We start from the raw sequence: 17,830 nt of genomic DNA, 5'->3' as shown, positions 1-17,830 counted from the left end.
CACCAGGGCCCGGCGCGCCCCGGTGTCCACGACGATGCGGCCGCGCGGCGTGGCCGCGAACGCTATCCATGCCTTGCGCTTGGCCATCTTCGCGGGTGCCGCGTGGAAGAGGGTCCCTTCGGGGCCACCCGACAGCACCCGCGAGAGGACGCCGGGTCCGGAGCGGGCGATCACCACCGGGATCCCCGAGGCAGCCGCCACCTTCGCCGCAGCGAGCTTCGTCGGCATGCCCCCCGAACCCAGTCCGGGGCGTGAAGGCGCAGCCAGCCTCTCGACCTCGGGGGTGATCGCCTCCACCTCGGTCACGAGCGGGCCGTCCACCCCCTCGTGCAGACCGTCGACGTCCGATAGCAGCACGAGGGCGTCCGCCTCCACCAGGTTCGCGACGAGCGCAGCGAGCAGGTCGTTCTCCCCGAAGCGGATGTCATGGGTGGCGACGGTGTCGTTCTCGTTCACCACCGGCACGGCTCCCAGCGCGATCAGCCGGCGGAAGGTGTTCAGCGCGTTCACGTAGGCGTGGCGGTGCGTGATGTCCGCCTTGGTCAGCAGGACCTGGCCACACGCCCGTCCGCGCGCCTCGAAGGCTGAGGCGTATGCGTCCATGAGGTGGGACTGACCCACGGCGGCGGCGGCCTGGAGGGTGGGCGTGTCGGTGGGGCGGCGGCTGAGGCCGAGGGGGCCGAGCCCCGCCGATATCGCACCAGAGGAGACGCACACGAGCTCTCGCCCCGCGTCTGCGAGGTCGCAGAGCTCGTTCGCGAACCGCTCCACCCGGGCCCGGTCCAGGTGCCCCTCGGGGTCGGTGAGAGAGGAGGTTCCGACCTTCACGACGACGCGCCGCGCGTCCGAGAGCTTCGACCGGCTCATGATCCGTCCGGGTGGTACTCGAACTCGGCCTCCCCGATGCGCACCTCGTCTCCCTCGGCGGCTCCCGCTTCGGCGAGCGCCCGGTTCACGCCGAGGCTGGACAGCCTCCTCTGCAGGTGCCTCACCGCGCGCGGGTTGGCGAGCGGGGTCATCGAGACCAGGCGCTCCACCCGGGCGCTCGTCACCCGGAAGGCGCCGCCCTCGCGCTGCACGCTCACGTGGTCGGCCCGCACCGGCCTGTACAGGGCGAAGGTCTCGGCAGGGGGCCGCTCGCGCTCGGCCCGCGCGACCTCCGCCTCGAGGACGTCGAGGAGCGGGCCGAGCCCTTCGTCCAGCGGAGCGCAGACGGTGACCGCGGCGATCCCGCGCTCTCGCGCCCAGGCGGCGACCTCGTCCGCCCCGCGGCCGGCTCCTTCCAGGTCGGTCTTCGTCCCGATGACCACCCGGACCCGCTCAGCCAGCCCGGGGTCGTGCGCCCGGACCTCGGACACCACCGCCTCGATCTCGGACACGGGGTCGGCGACCGAGAGGTCGACCACCGCGGCGAGGAGCGCGCAGCGCTCCGTGTGGCGCAGGAAGCGGGTTCCCAGCCCGCGGCCCTCGGCCGCTCCCTCGATCAGGCCGGGGAGATCGGCGATCACGAAGCGGCGGTCCGCGCGCTCGACCACGCCCAGGTGGGGTTCGAGGGTCGTGAAGGGGTAGTCGGCCACCTTCGGGCGGGCGGCGCTGAGCGAAGCGAGCAGGGTGGACTTCCCGGCGTTCGGGGAGCCGAGCAGGCCGATATCGGCCACGAGACGCAGCTCGAGGTCGATCTGGACCTCTTCCCCGTCCTCTCCGCGCTCCGCGAAGTCGGGGGCGCGGTTGGCGGCGGACGCCAGCGCTATGTTGCCTCGGCCCCCGCGTCCCCCGCGGGCCACCTCGTAGCGGGCTCCCGCGACCGCTAGGTCGGCCAGGACGTCCCCCGTCGCGTGGTCTCGGACCACCGTGCCCACCGGGACGGGGAGCTCGAGGTCCCCGCCGCTGGCGCCGTGGCGTCCGTTGCCCGACGCGCGAGACCCGCTCTCCGCCCGGTGCATGCGCCGGAACCGGTAGTTGGCCAGCGTATGCAGGTTGGCGTCGGCCTCCAGGTACACGGAGCCCCCCTTGCCGCCATCCCCGCCGTCCGGACGCCCCTTCGGGCGATGCTTCTCCTTGTGGAACGAGGCGGACCCGTCCCCACCGTCTCCGGCGCGGACCCAGATGGTTGCCTCGTCGACGAACCCTGTGCTCATCGGGGGTAGATGGGAGACGGGGCCTCGGAGGCCCCGTCGGTCGGATGGGTCGTACGAGGGCCGGCCGCTACGACGGCGACGGCTCGACCGTCACGTACTTGCGCCCGTTGGAATCGTAGAAGCGGATCTGCCCTGCGGCCTTCGCGTACAGGGTGTCGTCGCCGCCCCGCCCCACGTGCAGCCCGGGGTGGATCTTCGTCCCGCGCTGGCGGACGATGATGCTGCCGCACTTGACCGTCTCGCCCCCGAACGCCTTGACGCCCAGGAACTTCGGGTTGGAGTCGCGGCCGTTGCGGGAGGACCCGCCGCCCTTCTTGTGAGCCATCGCTAACCGATCCCCGTGATCCTCACCGTCGTCTGGTACGAACGGTGGCCCTTCGTCTTCTTCCAACCGGTCTTCGCGTGGTAGTTGAAGACCTTGATCTTGCGGCCCTTGCCGTGCTGTACGACCTCGCCCGTCACCGCGACGCCGTCGAGGTCGGCCGGGGTGGCCTTCACGTCGCCACCGTCCACGAGCATGAGGGGCGCGAACGAGACCGACGCGCCGGGGTCGGCCGGGAGCCGGTCCACGGTGATCACGTCGCCCTGGGCGACCCGGTACTGCTTCCCGCCCGTGCGGATGATGGCGTACATGGTTGGGTTCTCCTGCGAACGGACAACTGCGCCGGAAATCTTACCACGTCAGGCGAGATCTCCCTCGATCACCACGCCGCGGCCCTCGCACGTCGGACAGGGGGTCGAGAGCGCCTCCACCAGACCCTCCGAGACGTTCTTCCGCGTCATCTCCACCAGCCCGAGGGGCGAGATCCCGATGACCTGGGTCTTCGTCTTGTCCTTGGCGAGTGCCTCGCGGAAGGCGCGCAGGATCTCCTCACGGTTCTGGGCCTTCAGCATGTCGATGAAGTCGATGACGATGATCCCGCCGATGTCGCGCAGCCGCAGCTGGCGGACGACCTCCTCGGCCGCCTCCAGGTTCACCTTCACGACCGTGTCCTCGAGTGTCTTCCCCGAGACGTACCGCCCGCTGTTCACGTCCACGACCGTCAACGCCTCGGTGCGGTCGACCACGATGTAGCCCCCCGAAGGGAGCCAGACCTTGCGCTCGAGCGCCTTCCTGAGCTGCTCGGTGACGTGGTAGGTGTCGAACATCGAGAGGGGGCCCTGGTGCAGCTCCACGTGCTGAGCCAGGTCAGGGTCGACGGCCTGGATGTACTTCATCACCCGGTCGTGGACGTCGGGGTCCTCGATCACGAGCTTCCCGAAGTCCTTCCCGAAGAGATCGCGGACCACGCGGATCACGAGGTCGGGCTCGACGTAGATCTCCACCGGGGCCTTGCCACCCCTCCTCTTGTCGATCTCCTGCCAGAGTCGGACCAGGCGGTCCAGGTCCCTCTGGAGCTCATCGGCCTGGGCTCCCTGGGCGGCGGTCCGGACGATGAGCGAGTACCCGTCCGGGCGTATGGACCGGGCGATATCGCGGAGGCGTGAGCGCTCGTCGTCCGGGAGCTTCTTCGAGATCCCGTACCCCGTCCCGTTCGGGACGAGCACCAGGTACCGCCCGGCCAGGGAGACCATCGTCGTGAGGCGGGCTCCCTTGGTGCCCATCGGGTCCTTCGTGACCTGGACGAGGATCTGCTGGCCCGACCTCAGGACCTGCTCGATGCGCGGTGGCTGCTGTCCGCCCTCGAGCTCCTCCTCCCCGATCAGCTCGCCCACGTACAGGACGGCGTTGCGCGGCTGCCCGATATCGACGAACGCGGCCTCCATCCCGGGCAGCACGTTCTGCACCCGGCCCAGGTACACGTTGCCGACCAGCGAGGGCCGGGACTTGCGGGTGACGTAGTGCTCGACGAGGTCGCCGTCCTCCAGGACCGCCACATGGGCGTGCTCGACGGAGCCGCCGACGAGCATGACGCGGTCGGCCGGGGGACGGGGAGTGGGCGCACGACGCGGCGGACGTCGCCGCTGGCCGCCCCTACGGCGGCCACGGTGTGACTGTGTGCTCAAGGCGCTCCTGCCTTCGATAACCGCCACCCCGGCGCGGGACGCGACGCCGACGACGGCACCGGAGGTCGGGACGTCTGCGGCGGATACGCCTGGCGGAGGTCCCCGTCGGGCCGCTCGCATCGCGGGTCACCGTCCAGGTACGGGCGGACCGGATGCTGCAAAGACCGGCTCAGCATAGCACCCCCCGGGAGCCTCCCCGCGGCCCTCACCCGATGGGACGGGCGAACCTGCGCATCTGAACGGACAGCAGGATGCCGAGGGACAGGGCAGACGAGACCAGCGACGAGCCCCCGTACGACACGAAGGGCAGGGGAATGCCGGTGATCGGGACGAGACCGACGGTCATCCCGATGTTCACGAACACCTGGAAGGTCAGGTACCCGACGATCCCGGTGGCCAGCACCGTCCCGAAGAGGTCACGCGCCTGACCGGCGCCTCGCAGCCCCCTCACGAACAGCACCCCGTACAGCAGGAGGATGGTCGCTCCCCCCAAGAAGCCCATCTGCTCGGCGATCACCGTGAAAACGAAGTCGGTGTGGCGTTCGGGGACGAACTCGAGGTTGGTGGTGAGCGAGAGGACGTCCCTCTCGGGCAGGATGCCGGTCCCGGTCAGCCCCCCGTTTCCGATCGCCTGTCTGGTCAGCCGGTAGTTGTAGCCGGTGGAGGTGGGGTCGGCGTCAGGGTCGAGGAACGCTTTCAGTCGTGCCGCCTGGTAGTCGTGCACGATCCCGAGCTTGAACAGGCCGAAGACCCCGATCACCCCGATGGCGAAGATGACGAGCAGCTGGCGCCAGTCCGCACCCCCGATCACCAGCATCACGAGCAGGATGAAGGCCAGGACGAGCATGGTTCCGAAGTCGGGCTGCAGGAAGACCAGCAGCGCCAACGGAGCCGTGAGGCCGATGCACCTGAACACGTCGCGCAGCTCGAGGAAGCCTCGCCGCTCGGAGATGTACGCGGCGAGCATGCAGATGAGGACAGGCTTGGCCAGCTCCGAGGGCTGAAGCTTCAGCACGCCGAGAGAGATCCAGCGCTGCGACCCCTTCACGTTCTCCGCGAGTGGGGTCAGCACGACCAGGAGCAGCAGCACGGTCACGATGTACATGACGCCCGCGTAGACCTTGAAGATCCGGTAGTCGAACGCGATCGCCACGATGAGCGTGACGGCGCCGATGACGCAGAAGACGAGCTGCCGATTGAAGAGCTCGCTGGGTGCCTGCAGGATCCCGCGCCCCGGGTTGTCGGGATCCACGGTCGCCGTGAACACCGCGAGCAGTCCCATGATGACGAGGGCGGCGACCGCGCCCAGGGAGACGAGGTCGATGTGGCGGATCGCGGCCGCGCTACGCCCACCCAGCGTCCTCGGCGTGGTGAGCGCCATCAGTCGGCCCTCGTTCCGGCCGAGAAGTTCCCGGGCTCGAGTCCGAAATGCGCCTCCAGGACCCGCTTCACGATGGGAGCGGCGATCTGCGCACCCGTCCCGCCCTCCTCGACCATGGCGACCACGACGATCTCCGGGTCGCGCGCGGGGGCGAACGCGGCGAACCACGAGAAGTCCTGCCGTTTGGCCACCTGCGCCGTCCCGGTCTTGCCCGCGAACGTCACCCGGTCGAACGGGAAGTCGGCGAAGACGGCCGCGGCGGTGCCCTCTCCGAGCCCGACCCCCTCCATCGACTGGGAGATGAACTCGAGGGCGGTCGGGTTCAGCCGGATCCTCTGCTCGGCTCGCGGCTTGGCGGCGTCGGGGACGATCGAGTCCGGAGCCTGGCAGGGGTCGGCGGGGAGCTCGCTGACGTTCAGCTTCGACAGGCACCGCATGACGTGCGGACGCACCAGGTGGCCGCCGTTGGACAGAGCGGCGTACGCGACCGCGAGCTGCAGGGGGGTCACCTGGAGGAAGCCCTGACCGATGGCGAGGTTCGCCGCGTCACCCGGGAACCATCTGCGGTCGTAGGGCTGGGCGTAGCTGAACCTCTCCTGCTTCCACTGCTCCCCCGGCACGAGCCCCTCCCGCTCCCCGAGGAGGTCTATCCCGGTCTTCGTACCGAACCCGAACTTCCTGGCCGTCTCCTGCAGGTGCTCGCCGATCTCCTGGCGGCGTTCGTTCATCTCGACGCCGATCGTGTAGTACACGACGTCGCACGACTCGACCAGCGACCTGGTCAGCCCGACCTGCCCGTGCCCCTTCGGATCCCAGTCACGGAAGCGCCTCGTCCCGACCTGGAAGAACCCCGGACAGTTGAAGGTCGACTCGGGCTCGACCAACGACGCCTCCCAGGCGGCGGCCAGCGTCATCGGCTTGAAGGTCGATCCCGGCGCGACCGTGGACGAGATGGCGCGATTGAACTGCGGTTGGTGCGACTCGGGGTCGTTGATCCGATCGATCTCCTCCTGGGGCACCTTGCCCACCCATAGGTTGGGGTCGAACGTCGGATAGGAAGCGAGCGCGAGCACCTCGCCGTCCCGGGGGTCGAGGGCCACGACCGCTCCCGCGGGAGCCTTGTAGTTCTCACCGGTGTCGGGGTCCATGATGCGGCGCGCTATCTCGGTACCTCGGAGGAGGCCCTCCTCGGCGGCCTGCTGGACCGCGTCCTGCAGGGTGAGGACGGCGTCCCACCCCCTCTCGGCCTGCAGGTGGCGCAGCTGCTGGACCCGCTCCCCGCGCACGTTCACGGCGATCTTCTGCAGCCCAGGCGTCCCCCGCAGCCAGTCCTCGTAGACGCGCTCGACCCCGATCTTCCCGATCTGGTCGTTCGCCCTGTACCGCCGCCGGACGGCGTCCTCGTCGTCGGCATCGGGGGCCGCCTTCTGCCGCTCCTCGAGCTCCTGCGCATTGATACGTCCCACGTGTCCCACCACGTGGGCGGCCAGCACGCCGTTCGGGTACTCCCGCACCGGGATCTCGAGGGCGCTGATCCCCGGGAACCTCGCCTGGTGCTCGAGCAGGTACACGACCTTCTCCATCGGGACGTCCACGGCGAGCGGGCGGGGCTCGTAGTACCCGAGCTGCGGGTCCTCAACGACGTCGCGGACGTCTGACTCGTCCATGTCCAGCACCTTGGCCAGGGCGGGCAGGACACGGTCCCGGATGGCGGGGTCGGCCGGCAGGACCGACACGTCGATGGCGACCGTGACGGCCGTCCGGTTCCGTGCGATCGCGTCGCCGTCGCGATCGAAGATGAAGCCGCGGGGAGCGGCCGAGTAGATGAGACGGATGGAGGTCCGCTCGGCGCTCTCTCGCAGCTGCGGTCCGGCGAGGACCTGCAGGAAGAGCAGGCGCGCGACGAGCGTGACGAGCAGGGAGACGGTCAGCAGGTGGATCACGGACAGCCGGGATCTGAGGAGGTGGTTGCTCATCGGTCGCTCTGTTCGCGGGTCCGGGACGCCGTCCTCACTCCGCGCCCCCTGGACGCTCGGCGAGCGCGATCTTGCGAAGGAGGGGCATGAGGAGAGGGGCGAGGAGAGAATTGTAGCCCGTGGTCACGAGCACGACACGCGCCAGGGGGGTGCCGGACATGTCCTGGCCGAGCAGCATGGAGCCGAAGCCGAACAGGGCGTGTGAGGCGAAGGTCGCCCCGGCGATCAGGCCGAGATAGGTCCACACCCCCCGGGCGGTACCCGCGAGGGCCACCGAGTACGCGGTGATCGAGTACGCGAACGCGGACAGCCCAGCGGGAGACGAGATCAGGAGATCCCTGCCGAGTCCCGTCGCGAACCCCGCTATCGCGGCGGTCTTGGGGTCCTCGGCCATGGCGAAGGTGGCGAGGACGACGATGACCAGGTCGGGACCAACTCCGACGATCGGCAGGCTGAACGCGAGCTCGCTCGACAACAGGATGGCGGTGAAGCAGGCGAGAGCGTAGATCCCGTACCGCTTCATCGCGTGCGCTGGGCATCGGGACCGGGGGTGGCCGCAACCACCGCGGGCTTGGGCGCGACCGTGACGATGTCCAGACGGGAGAGCCGGACCAGCGGGCGAACGGTGATCCGATAGGTCGTCCCCCGCGGCGACGGATCCACCTCCTCGATGACACCCACCGGGATGTTGGAGTGGAAGACCCCTCCCTGGTAGCCCGAGGTGAGCAGGATGTCGTTCACCCGCAGGGCGCCGCGGTCGAGCGCGGTGCGGTCCACCAGCTCGAGCCTCAGGCGGTTGCCGCCGATGCCCGTGACGACGCCCGTCTCCCCGTTCCGGTCGATCTTGACCCCGATGGCGGACTGGGCGTCCGTCAGGAGCTGGACCCGCGACGAGCGGGCCGAGGTCTCCGATATGCGCCCGACGAGGCCCTCGGGGGCCAGGACCGCCGTCCCCACCTCGACACCGTCCGCCGCTCCCCTGTCGATCTCCAGGTACCGCTCCAGCGAGGAGAGTGACGCGGCGATGACGCGGGCGCGGGTACCGCCGGTGATGCCGATCGCATCCTCGAGGGCCATCTGGCGCCTCAGCTGGGCGTTCTCCCGGGCCACGCCCTCGAACCTGGCCGCCTGGTCGCGGAGACGGATGTTCTCCTGGCGCAGCTCCTCGTTCTCCTGGCGCAGGGAGCCCAGTCCGCGCACGCCCCCCACCGCACCCTCGATGGGACGGACGACCGTCCGCACGCCGGCCTGGAACACGCTCACGATCTCGGACACCACGCCGCCCATCCCGTCTATGAGGCCGGTGCGGAAATCCAGCGTCAGGACGACGACGGTCGCGACCAGGACCGCGGCGACCACGGACCTGTGTCTGGTGGTCCTCCTCCACATGCGGCTATGCGCTCCCGCGCCGCTCGTCGAGCGCACCTGGTTGCATATCGGATCTCCTGCGCGTCGCCGGAGCGCGTCGCGGCCGCCCCGTGCCGGGGCGACGACCTCCTAGTGGCGGGTGGAGGTGATGAGGACGTTCTTGAGGGACTCGATCTCCTCCAGGCACTTCCCGGCGCCCAGCGCCACGGCGTGCAGGGGGTTCTCCGAGATGTGGATGGGCATCCCGGTCTCGTGCTTGAGCCTCTCGTCCAGTCCTCGCAGCAATGCCCCGCCACCGGTGAGCACGATGCCGCGGTCCATGATGTCCGCGGCGAGCTCCGGCGGTGTCTTGTCCAGGGTCGTCTTGACGGCGTCCACGATCGTCGAGACCGGCTCCTCGATCGCGCGACGCGTCTCCTCGGCTGTGATGATGATGTTCCTCGGGAGCCCGGTCACCAGGTCGCGACCGCGGATCTCGGCCCGAGGCTCCTCGGGTAGGGGGAAGGCGGACCCGATGGCCATCTTGATCTCCTCGGCGGTCCGCTCCCCGAGCATGAGGGAGTACTCCTTCTTGATGTACTGGATGATCGCGTCGTCGAGCTCGTCGCCCCCCGTCCGGATCGACTGAGCGGTCACGATGCCTCCGAGGGAGATGACGGCTACCTCCGTGGTGCCTCCCCCGATATCGACCACCATGTTCCCCGTCGGTTCGTGGACAGGGAGCCCGGCGCCGATCGCCGCGGCCATCGGCTCCTCGATGATGTGCACCTTCCGGGCTCCCGCCGACGCCGCCGCCTCCTCCACCGCACGCTGCTCGACTCCGGTGATGCCCGACGGGACGCAGATCACGATCCGCGGCTTGGCGAGCCACTTCCGGGTCTGGTGAACCTTCGCGATGAAGTAGCGGATCATCTTCTCCGTGACGTCGAAGTCGGCGATGACGCCGTCCTTCAGCGGACGGATGGCGGAGATGTGACCGGGCGTGCGGCCGACCATGCGCTTCGCCTCGGCCCCCACGGCGAGGATCGCCCCCGTCTTCTGGTTGACCGCCACGACGCTCGGCTCGTTGAGGACGATCCCGCGGCTGCGCACGTACACGAGCGTGTTCGCGGTGCCGAGGTCGACGGCCATATCGCGGCCCAGGTACTGCCAGACGTCTTCAAGCATGGGGAACCTCTCGGTGGTGAGGGGAGTGCGCCGACCATTCTCCCCCACCCTTGGGCCCCGGTCAAAGGGCCTGAGGGATACGGACCAATCGGAGTGACTACCCCGAAACCGTCCTCAAAGTACCCCGGACGGAGCCGATACCGCACCCGAGCCGTTCCCTAGGGCACCCAAGGCTCGTTGTCAGGAAGCAACAGGTCTTCAGTCCGAAGCAAGGGGGTTGTCATGAAGCGCAAGCTCACAGCGGGTGCGGTGGCCACGATGGCTGCAGCGCTCGTTCTCGGTCCGTTCCTCGCCTCCCCGGCGAGCGCAGACCTGCAGTCGTTCCAGGCCCGCAGCGAGAGCCACGCGCTGCGGATCATCGTCGACCTCAGCGGGCTCCCCGCGGAGGTCAAGGGCAATCTGAACACGGCGTGGGCATCGGTGCCCGAGGCGGCCAAGAACCAGCTCGGCCTCCCGGTCGCTCAGTTCCCGTTCGTGATCGACCAGTACTTCGTGCGCACGTCGTCGGACGCGTCGAGCAGCCTCACGAAGGCTCTCTCGGTGCTCGGCAGCGTGGGCGAGACGCCGGGCGCGTGGGGCAAGGACCTCGGGTCCGTCTCGGCCGACGCGGTCGGTCAGAGCAACTCGAACACGACGCAGGCGTTCAGCCTCCCGGGGGACCAGATCCCGTCCGTGGGGCTCGACCTGGTCCGCGGTACGGTCGGCCAGCTGACGGCCAGCGTCTCCACCGGGCCGTCCGTCGTCGGTGACGCGTCACTGGCTTCGGTCTCGTCGAGCCTCGCCGACATCGCGGCGATGGCCCCCGAGCTGAAGGAGGTCATCGACACGGTCCTGGGGGTCGTGAACGGCTCCGTCACCGACGCCAACGAGACGATCGCCGGCGCGGCCGACGAGCTCTCGGCGGTCCTGGCGCCGGTGGTTGCCGGCACCCCGCTGGAGCCGGTCGTGACCGACGCGGAAGCCCTGGTGGACACCATCTCCCTGCCCGCGATCCCCAACCCGCTGGGCGACGGGATCACGATGGCCGAGATCCGCGGTGTCGCGGCGACGACGACCGCCCAGAAGGGCGCCTCCCTCTCCTCCGCGGACTCGCAGTCGACCATCAAGGCGGTGGACGTCCTCGACGGGTTCCTCTCCGCCGGCCTGATCGACCTGTCCGCGCACTCCGAGGCGGCCGGCAAGGCGGGCACGGCCCGCAACGCCGCTGCCTGCACGATCGCGGATCTGCGGGTCGGTGGCGAGAACGGGATCGCTCTCGACGGCACGCACGTGTACCTGAACGGCGAGGCCGTCCAGGTGCCGGGCGCCGACCAGGTGGCCTTCCTGAAGAGCCAGGTCGACAGCGTCCTCGCGGATGCCGGCGTCACGGTGGACCTCTGCGACACGAGCCGGTCGACGGCGGCAGCCGACGGGAGCTCCGCCTCCCAGCAGGTCTCGGCCTTCATCGCGACCATCGAGCCGCGGGTCCCGTCGGGGGCCAACCTGGCCGGCACCCCCTTCGCGGGGCTGCTCCCGGGCCAGTCGCTCGGTGTCAGGATCGTCGTGGACCCGACCGTGAGCACGGCGGTCGGTGCGGCCCCGGCCGCGCTCGCCGCTCCGGCCCAGCTGCCGCGGACCGGCGCCCCTGCGGTCGCGACGATGATCTCGGGTGCAGCGCTCGCCGCCGGCGCCCTGACGCTGAGGCGTCGGGTCCGGTAACTCGATCCATCAGCTTCGGCGAGGAGACCGGACGGGGGCCCCTTCGGGGGCCCCCGCTCCGATTCCGGTCAGTGCAGGTCCGGGAAGAAGAGCTCGACCTCCCGGGCCGCGGAGGTCGTCGAATCCGATCCGTGAACCAGGTTCTCCGTGATGACGATCCCCAGGTCCCCGCGGATCGTGCCCGGGGGGGCCTCGACGGGGTCGGTGGGTCCCATGAGGGTGCGGACCACCTTGACCGCGTCCGGACCCTCGACCGCGAGGGCCATCAGTGGTCCCGAGGTGATGAAGGCGACCAGCTCACCGAAGAACGGCTTCTCGCTGTGTTCGGCGTAGTGCTCGTTGGCCAGCTTCTCGTCCATCGTGAACAGGCGCCCTGCGGCCAACGTGAGGCCCTTCCTCTCGAGCCTCGAGATGATCTCTCCGGTCAGGCGACGCCTGACGGCGTCGGGCTTGATCAGTACCAGTGTCCTCTCCATAGCCCTAACGTTGAGCGACCCTTCCCGTCGCGCGCAACCACGCCTTGGCTTCCCCGGCTGTGTAGAAGCTGCCGAACACCAGGACGAGGTCCTCCTCCCCGGCCGCGTCGAGCGCCTCGGACATCGCGTCAGCTACCCGGTCGTGCACGGCGATCCGCGCGCCCGGGACACCCGCGTCGAGCAGTCCGCCGGCCAGGCGAGACGGGTCAGCCGCCCGGTCGGACGACGGCGCGGCCAGGTAGAAGGCCTGGCCGGCTCCCGCGAGGATCCCCATGACCTCCTCCACCTGCTTGTCCTCCAGCATCCCAGCCACCACCAGCAGACGGTCGTGCTCCAGCTCCTGCGTCAGGGTGGTGAGGACGGCCGTGGCCGAGTCGATGTTGTGCCCCCCGTCGACGACGACGAGCGGGTGACGGGCGACGGTCTCCACCCGAGCGGGCAGGCGCACCGACTCGAGACCGGCCGCGACGCCCTCCGGGTCGAGCTCCGCGCCGGCGAAGCTCTCGGCGGCGGCCACGGCCAACGCCGCGTTCAGGGCCTGGTGAGCCCCGAACGCAGGCAGGTACAGGTCCTCGTACGCCCGCAGCGGCGTGCGCACGGTGAAGGACTGGCCGCCCACGGCAGGGTGGCGCTCCGCGATCTCGATCTCGCGCCCCAGCCTGAGCAGCGGTCCGGACGCTCGCTCGAGCGCCCGCTCCTCCACCACCCGCAACAGCTCAGGCTGGGTGACCCCCGTCACGACCGCCGCCCCCTCCTTCACGATCCCCGCCTTCTCCCAGGCCGCCCGCTCCAGGTCGCCTCCGAACTCGACGATGTGGTCGAGCCCGATGTTGGTGACGACCGCGACCTCCGCATCCACCACGTTCGTCGCGTCCCACTCCCCTCCCAGGCCCGCCTCGAGCACGGCTACGTGGACGGCCCGGTCGAAGAAGGCCTCGATGGCCATCGCGGTGATGGTCTCGAAGTAGGTGAGGCGGTCCCCGCGCTCGGCCTCCACCAGCTCGATGTACGGGGAGAGGTAGGCCAGGAGGCCGCCGAACGCGTCTCCTGAGACGTCGGAGCCGGCGATACGGATCCGCTCCACGACCGATCCGATATGCGGGGACGTGTACAGCCCAACCACGAGCCCCAGCGACTCGAGCACCGAAGAGGTCATCGACGCGACCGAGAACTTGCCGTTCGTGCCGGCGACGGCGATGGCTCGCAGTGAGTCCTGGGGGCGCCCGAGCGCCTCCAGGAGAGCGGCGATCCGCTCGTTGCCCGGCCGGATGCCCAGCCCGATCCGCTCGGCCAGGTAAGCCTCGGCTCCCGCGAGGTCCATGCTCAGCCGCCGAGCTCGGACAGCTGCACGCGCATCTTGGCGATCCTCTCCTCGAGCTCGGACAGCTGCTCGCGCACCCTCTGGACCACCTCAGCGGGGGCCCGGGTCACGAACCCGTCGTCGGCGAGCTTGGCGCGGGACCGCTCGGCCTTCGCTTCGGCCTCGTCGATGGCCTTGTGGAGCCGAGCCCGCTCCGCCTCCACGTCGCCGACGGCAGCGAGAGGCAGCCAGACCTCGGCGGGCCCGGCGACGATGCGCGACCAACCGGGCCCCGGCATCGGTCCGTCAACCCGGAGGGCCTCGAGCCACGCGAGTGACTCGACCCAGCCCCGGTGCTTATCCAACAGGCCGGCCGCCGGCTGAGGCGCGACGGCCACCGCCTCCATCCGGGCACGCGGAGGGATCGAGTGCTCGTGGCGGAAGCGACGGATCTCGACGATGACGTCCTGCATGAGCGACATCGCCTCCTCGGCCTCAGCGTCGAGGGCGCCTTCGACTCCCGGCCACGGCGCGAGCATGATCGAGGGGACGGACCCGTCCTCCCGTGGGAGCCGCTGCCAGATCTCCTCGGTCACGAACGGCATGACAGGGTGCAGCAGCCGCAGGGTCCTCTCCAGGACGTGGTGGAGCACCCACCTCGCGGCCGGGGCACGGGCTGGGTCGGCCAGGGCGAGCTTGGACATCTCCACGTACCAGTCGCAGAACTCCGACCACACGAACTGGTGCAGGGTGCGCGCCGCCTCGGCGGTCTCGAACGCGTCGAGGGCACCGTCGACCGCGGCCTGGGTCTGGGCGAGCCGGGACAGGATCCACCGCTCACCCAGGTCCAGCTCACCCTCCGGCCTCGGCGGCAGCTCCGCGCCCACGTGGTGCAGGACGAACCGGGACGCGTTCCACAGCTTGTTGACGAAGTGACGGGACCCCTCTATCCAGTCCTCGTTGAGGTTCATGTCGGTACCGGGAGTCATGGCCCGGCAGAGCGTGAACCGGACCGCATCCGTCCCGTACCTGTCTATGAGGTCTAAGGGATCGATCTGGTTCCCGAGCGACTTCGACATCTTCTTGCCTTCCCAGTCGCGCACCAGACCGGTCAGCAGGACGTCGCCGAAGGGGACCTCGCGGCCGAAGTGCAGGCCGGCCATGATCATCCGCGCCACCCAGAAGAAGAGGATGTCGTAGCCGGTCACCAGCAGGGTGGTCGGGTACCAGTACCGGAGATCGTCGGTGTCGTCCGGCCAGCCCAGCGTCGAGATGGGCCAGAGCCACGAGGAGAACCACGTGTCCAGGACGTCCGGGTCCTGCGTGATCTCCCGGCTCCCGCACGTCGCGCACGCGTCGGGGTCCGTGATCGATGTCGTGGCGTGCCCGTCCGGGCAGTACCAGACCGGGACCCGGTGTCCCCACCAGAGCTGGCGCGAGATGCACCAGTCCCGGATGTTCTCCATCCAGTCCAGATAGACCTTCGTGAACCTCTCCGGCATGAGCCGGACGCGTCCGGACCTGACCGCGTCGATGGCAGGTGCAGCGAGCTCGCGCATGGACACGAACCACTGCTCGGACAGCCACGGCTCGACCACGGTCTGGCAGCGCTCGCAGTGGCCCACCGAATGGATGTACGGACGTTCCTCACGCTCGATCAGACCCTCCGCCGCGAGGGCCTCCCTGACCGCCTTCCGCGCCTCGTAGCGGTCCATGCCCTCGAACCGTCCCCCGTTGGCGTTCACGCGGGCCTGCCCGTCGAAGATGTTGACCTGGTCCAGACCCTGCCTCTCCCCGATCTCGAAGTCGGTGGGGTCGTGGGCCGGCGTGATCTTGACGGCGCCTGTCCCGAACCCGGGCTCGACCGCCTCGTCGGCGACGATCGGGATCTCACGGCCGACGAGAGGGAGCGTGACGGTCCGCCCGATCAGGTGCCGGTAGCGGTCGTCCTGGGGATGGACCGCGACCCCCGTGTCGCCCAGCATCGTCTCGACCCGGGTCGTCGAGACCGAGATGTGTCCGGAGCCGTCGGACAGCGGGTACCGGATCGTGACCAGCTCCCCGTCCCGGTCGGAGTAGACCACCTCGATGTCGGAGAGCGCGGTGGTGCATCTCGGGCACCAGTTGATGATGCGGTTCCCCCGGTATATCCGGCCCTCCTCGAAGAGCCGGACGAAGACGGTCCGGACCGCCCTCGAGAGGTCGGCGTCCATCGTGAACCGGGTCCGGTCCCAGTCGCACGAGCACCCCAGACGTTCGAGCTGTCCCAGGATGCGCGACTCGTAGGTGTCCTTCCACGCCCAGACCCGTTCCAGGAAGGCCTCTCGTCCGAGGTCGTGGCGGGTCAGCCCCTCCTCGGTCGCCAGGCGCTTCTCGACGACGTTCTGCGTGGCTATGCCGGCGTGATCGGTGCCGGGCACCCACAGGGTGGGTCGTCCCTGCATCCGCGCGCGCCGGACGAAGACGTCCTGGAGCGTGTTGTTGAGCGCGTGCCCCATGTGCAGGATCCCGGTGACGTTCGGGGGCGGGATCACGACGCAGAAGGGCTCCCCCTCGGCTCCCGTCTGACCGGCGAAGTACCCGGCCTCGCGCCACCGGGAGTACCAGCGACCCTCGACGCCTTCGGGTTCGTACTGCTTGGGCAGGTCGGTCATGGCGGTCATCCTAAGTGTCGGGCGGACGGACGGATCGGCCGGCTCGGGTGAGGGACGCGCAGGAGCGGCCGGGGACTAGCCGGCTACTCGGGGGCCCAGGGGGCCGTGGTGGCGCGTGCTGGCGATCACGTCCCAAGCCTAGCACCAGACCTGCACGCCTCGGCTACCCTCACTCCGTGCGTACGCTGGCCGAGCAAGTAGCGGCGGTCGCCGACGGAGCGGTCTCCTCGGTCGAGCTGACCGAGCGGGCCCTGGCGTCCGCCCACGCCGCCCAGGTCCGACTGAACGCCTTCACGACGATCCTGGACGAGGCGGCCCTCGCCGAGGCCCGCGAGCTCGACGCTGGACCCCCCGCGGGCCCACTGCACGGCGTACCGGTGGCCGTGAAGGACCTCTACGACGTTCGAGGCGTGGCCACGACAGGGTGCTGCGCCGCCTTCCACGACCGCGTGGCGTCCCGCGACTCCGCCGTCGTCGACGCGCTGAGGGAGGCAGGAGCGGTGGTGGTCGCCAAGACGAACCAGCACGAGCTCGCCTGCGGCACGACGACGCAGATCTCCTCGTTCGGACCGGTCCTCAACCCATGGGACACGGAGCGCGTGCCCGGGGGGTCGTCCGGTGGCTCGGGAGCCGCCGTCGCCGCGGGGGTGGTGGCGATGGCGATGGGCTCGGACACCGGGGGGTCGATCCGGATCCCCGCGTCGTTCTGCGGGGTCACCGGGCTCAAGCCGACCCACGGCGCCATCTCGACCCGCGGGATGATGCCGATGACGCCGTCGTGTGACACGGCCGGACCCCTGGCCGCCTCGGCCGAGGACTGCCTCATCGTGTGGCGTGCCATCTCTGGGTTCGACCCTGACGACGCGTGGTCGGTGGCGGCGACGCCGCCGCTGCCGCCGGAACGCGTCGAACGGCTGCGCCTGACCATCCCGCGCTCGTTCACACGCCTACTGCACCCGGAGGTGCGTCGGGCGCTCGAGGAGGCGGCGACCACGTTCGCCTCCCTCGGCCTGGAGCTGGACGAGGTGGAGGGCCCGGACCTGGACGGCACCCGCGAACGGTTCCTCCCGTTGCTGTTCGCCGAGACGGCCCACCGCTACCCCGACCTCGTATCCGATGAGAGAGTGACGCCCCAGACGCGCATGCTGCTCGGGTTCGGCGCCTCGGTCAGCGGCACCGAGTACGTCGCGGCACGCGAGGCGGCGCAGAGGCTGCGCCGCGACCTCGAATGGCTGCTCACCTCCGCCGACGCGCTGCTCGTCCCGACCACCCCTTTCCCGGCCCCCGGCGTTGAGGAGTACGAGATCGAGGTGGAAGGAGGCACGCTCGACACCCACACGGGAGGCGCGACCCGGTTCACCCTACCCATCAACGTCACGGGCCTACCCGGCCTCTCCCTGCCAGCCGGTCACACGCCGGAAGGACTCCCCCTGAGCATCCAGCTGGTCGGGGCGCCCTTCACGGAGGAGACGCTGTGCGTGATCGGCGCGGCCTTCCAAGCAGCGACCGACCACCACACGCACCTCCCACCCAACTGAGGGAGCACGGGTTCTCGGGTGGGGGGTGGTGTCCGAGAGCGAGTTCCGCAGCGACCGGAGCCGCGCGCAGCGGGGCGAGGGAGCGAGGACTGCCGAGCGGCGCGGGCACCACCCCCCACCCCCCGAC

Annotated in this window: 15 protein-coding genes; 2 read left to right on the top strand and 13 right to left on the bottom strand. The window is 70.0% G+C overall.

Translation table 11 applies throughout. The features are described from left to right. From proB to VM840_11355, 10 genes are all read right to left on the bottom strand, one after another. Window positions 1–867: glutamate 5-kinase (gene proB, locus VM840_11400; protein HVL82181.1), on the bottom strand; the 867-nt coding region annotated here is incomplete at its 3' end. Then, window positions 864–2,138, bottom strand: coding sequence for a GTPase ObgE (gene obgE / locus VM840_11395; GenBank protein HVL82180.1), 1,275 nt, complete (start codon window positions 2,136–2,138; stop codon window positions 864–866). The genes obgE and proB, both read right to left, overlap by 4 nt. A 67-nt stretch (window positions 2,139–2,205) precedes the next feature. Then, complete coding sequence (rpmA, locus tag VM840_11390) at window positions 2,206–2,463, bottom strand: 50S ribosomal protein L27 (GenBank protein HVL82179.1); 258 nt, start codon at window positions 2,461–2,463, stop codon at window positions 2,206–2,208. A 2-nt stretch (window positions 2,464–2,465) separates the two neighbouring features. After that, window positions 2,466–2,771, bottom strand: a complete 306-nt coding sequence (gene rplU, locus VM840_11385; protein HVL82178.1) for a 50S ribosomal protein L21 — start codon at window positions 2,769–2,771, stop codon at window positions 2,466–2,468. A gap of 48 nt (window positions 2,772–2,819) precedes the next feature. After that, window positions 2,820–4,049, bottom strand: coding sequence for an Rne/Rng family ribonuclease (locus tag VM840_11380; protein HVL82177.1), 1,230 nt, complete (start codon window positions 4,047–4,049; stop codon window positions 2,820–2,822). A 301-nt stretch (window positions 4,050–4,350) separates the two neighbouring features. Continuing rightward, window positions 4,351–5,526 carry a rod shape-determining protein RodA gene (rodA, locus tag VM840_11375; protein HVL82176.1) on the bottom strand — a complete coding sequence of 392 codons (1,176 nt, stop codon included), beginning with the start codon at window positions 5,524–5,526 and terminating at the stop codon, window positions 4,351–4,353. Then, window positions 5,526–7,502, bottom strand: coding sequence for a penicillin-binding protein 2 (gene mrdA, locus VM840_11370; protein HVL82175.1), 1,977 nt, complete (start codon window positions 7,500–7,502; stop codon window positions 5,526–5,528). The genes rodA and mrdA overlap by 1 nt, the downstream gene beginning before the upstream one ends. A gap of 34 nt (window positions 7,503–7,536) precedes the next feature. After that, window positions 7,537–8,025 carry a rod shape-determining protein MreD gene (gene mreD / locus VM840_11365; protein HVL82174.1) on the bottom strand — a complete coding sequence of 163 codons (489 nt, stop codon included), beginning with the start codon at window positions 8,023–8,025 and terminating at the stop codon, window positions 7,537–7,539. Beyond that, on the bottom strand, window positions 8,022–8,891 hold the full coding sequence (gene mreC, locus VM840_11360; protein ID HVL82173.1) for a rod shape-determining protein MreC: 870 nt from the start codon (window positions 8,889–8,891) through the stop codon (window positions 8,022–8,024). Before mreC ends, mreD begins: the two co-directional genes overlap by 4 nt. Before the next feature lie 108 nt (window positions 8,892–8,999). Next, a complete protein-coding gene (locus tag VM840_11355) occupies window positions 9,000–10,037 on the bottom strand; it encodes a rod shape-determining protein (protein HVL82172.1) in 1,038 nt (345 codons plus the stop codon). Between the two features lie 222 nt (window positions 10,038–10,259). Between VM840_11355 and VM840_11350 the strand changes: the two genes are divergently transcribed. Continuing rightward, the gene (locus VM840_11350; protein ID HVL82171.1) at window positions 10,260–11,735 is read left to right on the top strand and encodes a choice-of-anchor P family protein; all 1,476 of its coding nucleotides are present in this window, start codon (window positions 10,260–10,262) and stop codon (window positions 11,733–11,735) included. Between the two features lie 68 nt (window positions 11,736–11,803). On the opposite strand, the gene ndk is transcribed toward VM840_11350, so the two are convergent. Genes ndk through VM840_11335 form a run of 3 tightly spaced genes read right to left on the bottom strand, consistent with a single transcriptional unit; the run spans window position 11,804 to window position 16,165 of the window. Continuing rightward, entirely contained in the window at window positions 11,804–12,211 is a 408-nt protein-coding gene (gene ndk / locus VM840_11345; protein HVL82170.1) for a nucleoside-diphosphate kinase, read from the bottom strand. A gap of 4 nt (window positions 12,212–12,215) precedes the next feature. Then, the gene (locus VM840_11340) at window positions 12,216–13,532 is read right to left on the bottom strand and encodes a Mur ligase family protein (protein ID HVL82169.1); all 1,317 of its coding nucleotides are present in this window, start codon (window positions 13,530–13,532) and stop codon (window positions 12,216–12,218) included. A gap of 2 nt (window positions 13,533–13,534) precedes the next feature. Continuing rightward, entirely contained in the window at window positions 13,535–16,165 is a 2,631-nt protein-coding gene (locus tag VM840_11335) for a valine--tRNA ligase (GenBank protein HVL82168.1), read from the bottom strand. 176 nt (window positions 16,166–16,341) lie between these two features. On the opposite strand from VM840_11335, the gene VM840_11330 reads away from it, so the two are divergent. Then, complete coding sequence (locus VM840_11330; GenBank protein ID HVL82167.1) at window positions 16,342–17,703, top strand: amidase; 1,362 nt, start codon at window positions 16,342–16,344, stop codon at window positions 17,701–17,703. The last annotated feature ends 127 nt before the right edge of the window (window positions 17,704–17,830 follow it).

Source organism: Actinomycetota bacterium, assembly GCA_035540895.1.
Classification (GTDB): domain Bacteria; phylum Actinomycetota; class JAICYB01; order JAICYB01; family JAICYB01; genus DATLFR01.
The sequence above is the reverse complement of the archived record's forward strand: the minus strand, read 5'-3'. Positions and strand labels throughout refer to the sequence as shown.

Bases quoted from the DNA above. Each gene is read 5' to 3' on its own strand.
- obgE (HVL82180.1), bottom strand. From the start codon at position 2,138: ATGAGCACAGGGTTCGTCGACGAGGCAACCATCTGGGTCCGCGCCGGA.
- rpmA (HVL82179.1), bottom strand. From the start codon at position 2,463: ATGGCTCACAAGAAGGGCGGCGGGTCCTCCCGCAACGGCCGCGACTCC.
- rplU (HVL82178.1), bottom strand. From the start codon at position 2,771: ATGTACGCCATCATCCGCACGGGCGGGAAGCAGTACCGGGTCGCCCAG.
- VM840_11380 (HVL82177.1), bottom strand. From the start codon at position 4,049: ATGCTCGTCGGCGGCTCCGTCGAGCACGCCCATGTGGCGGTCCTGGAG.
- rodA (HVL82176.1), bottom strand. From the start codon at position 5,526: ATGGCGCTCACCACGCCGAGGACGCTGGGTGGGCGTAGCGCGGCCGCG.
- mrdA (HVL82175.1), bottom strand. From the start codon at position 7,502: ATGAGCAACCACCTCCTCAGATCCCGGCTGTCCGTGATCCACCTGCTG.
- mreD (HVL82174.1), bottom strand. From the start codon at position 8,025: ATGAAGCGGTACGGGATCTACGCTCTCGCCTGCTTCACCGCCATCCTG.
- mreC (HVL82173.1), bottom strand. From the start codon at position 8,891: ATGTGGAGGAGGACCACCAGACACAGGTCCGTGGTCGCCGCGGTCCTG.
- VM840_11355 (HVL82172.1), bottom strand. From the start codon at position 10,037: ATGCTTGAAGACGTCTGGCAGTACCTGGGCCGCGATATGGCCGTCGAC.
- VM840_11350 (HVL82171.1), top strand. From the start codon at position 10,260: ATGAAGCGCAAGCTCACAGCGGGTGCGGTGGCCACGATGGCTGCAGCG.
- ndk (HVL82170.1), bottom strand. From the start codon at position 12,211: ATGGAGAGGACACTGGTACTGATCAAGCCCGACGCCGTCAGGCGTCGC.
- VM840_11340 (HVL82169.1), bottom strand. From the start codon at position 13,532: ATGGACCTCGCGGGAGCCGAGGCTTACCTGGCCGAGCGGATCGGGCTG.
- VM840_11335 (HVL82168.1), bottom strand. From the start codon at position 16,165: ATGACCGACCTGCCCAAGCAGTACGAACCCGAAGGCGTCGAGGGTCGC.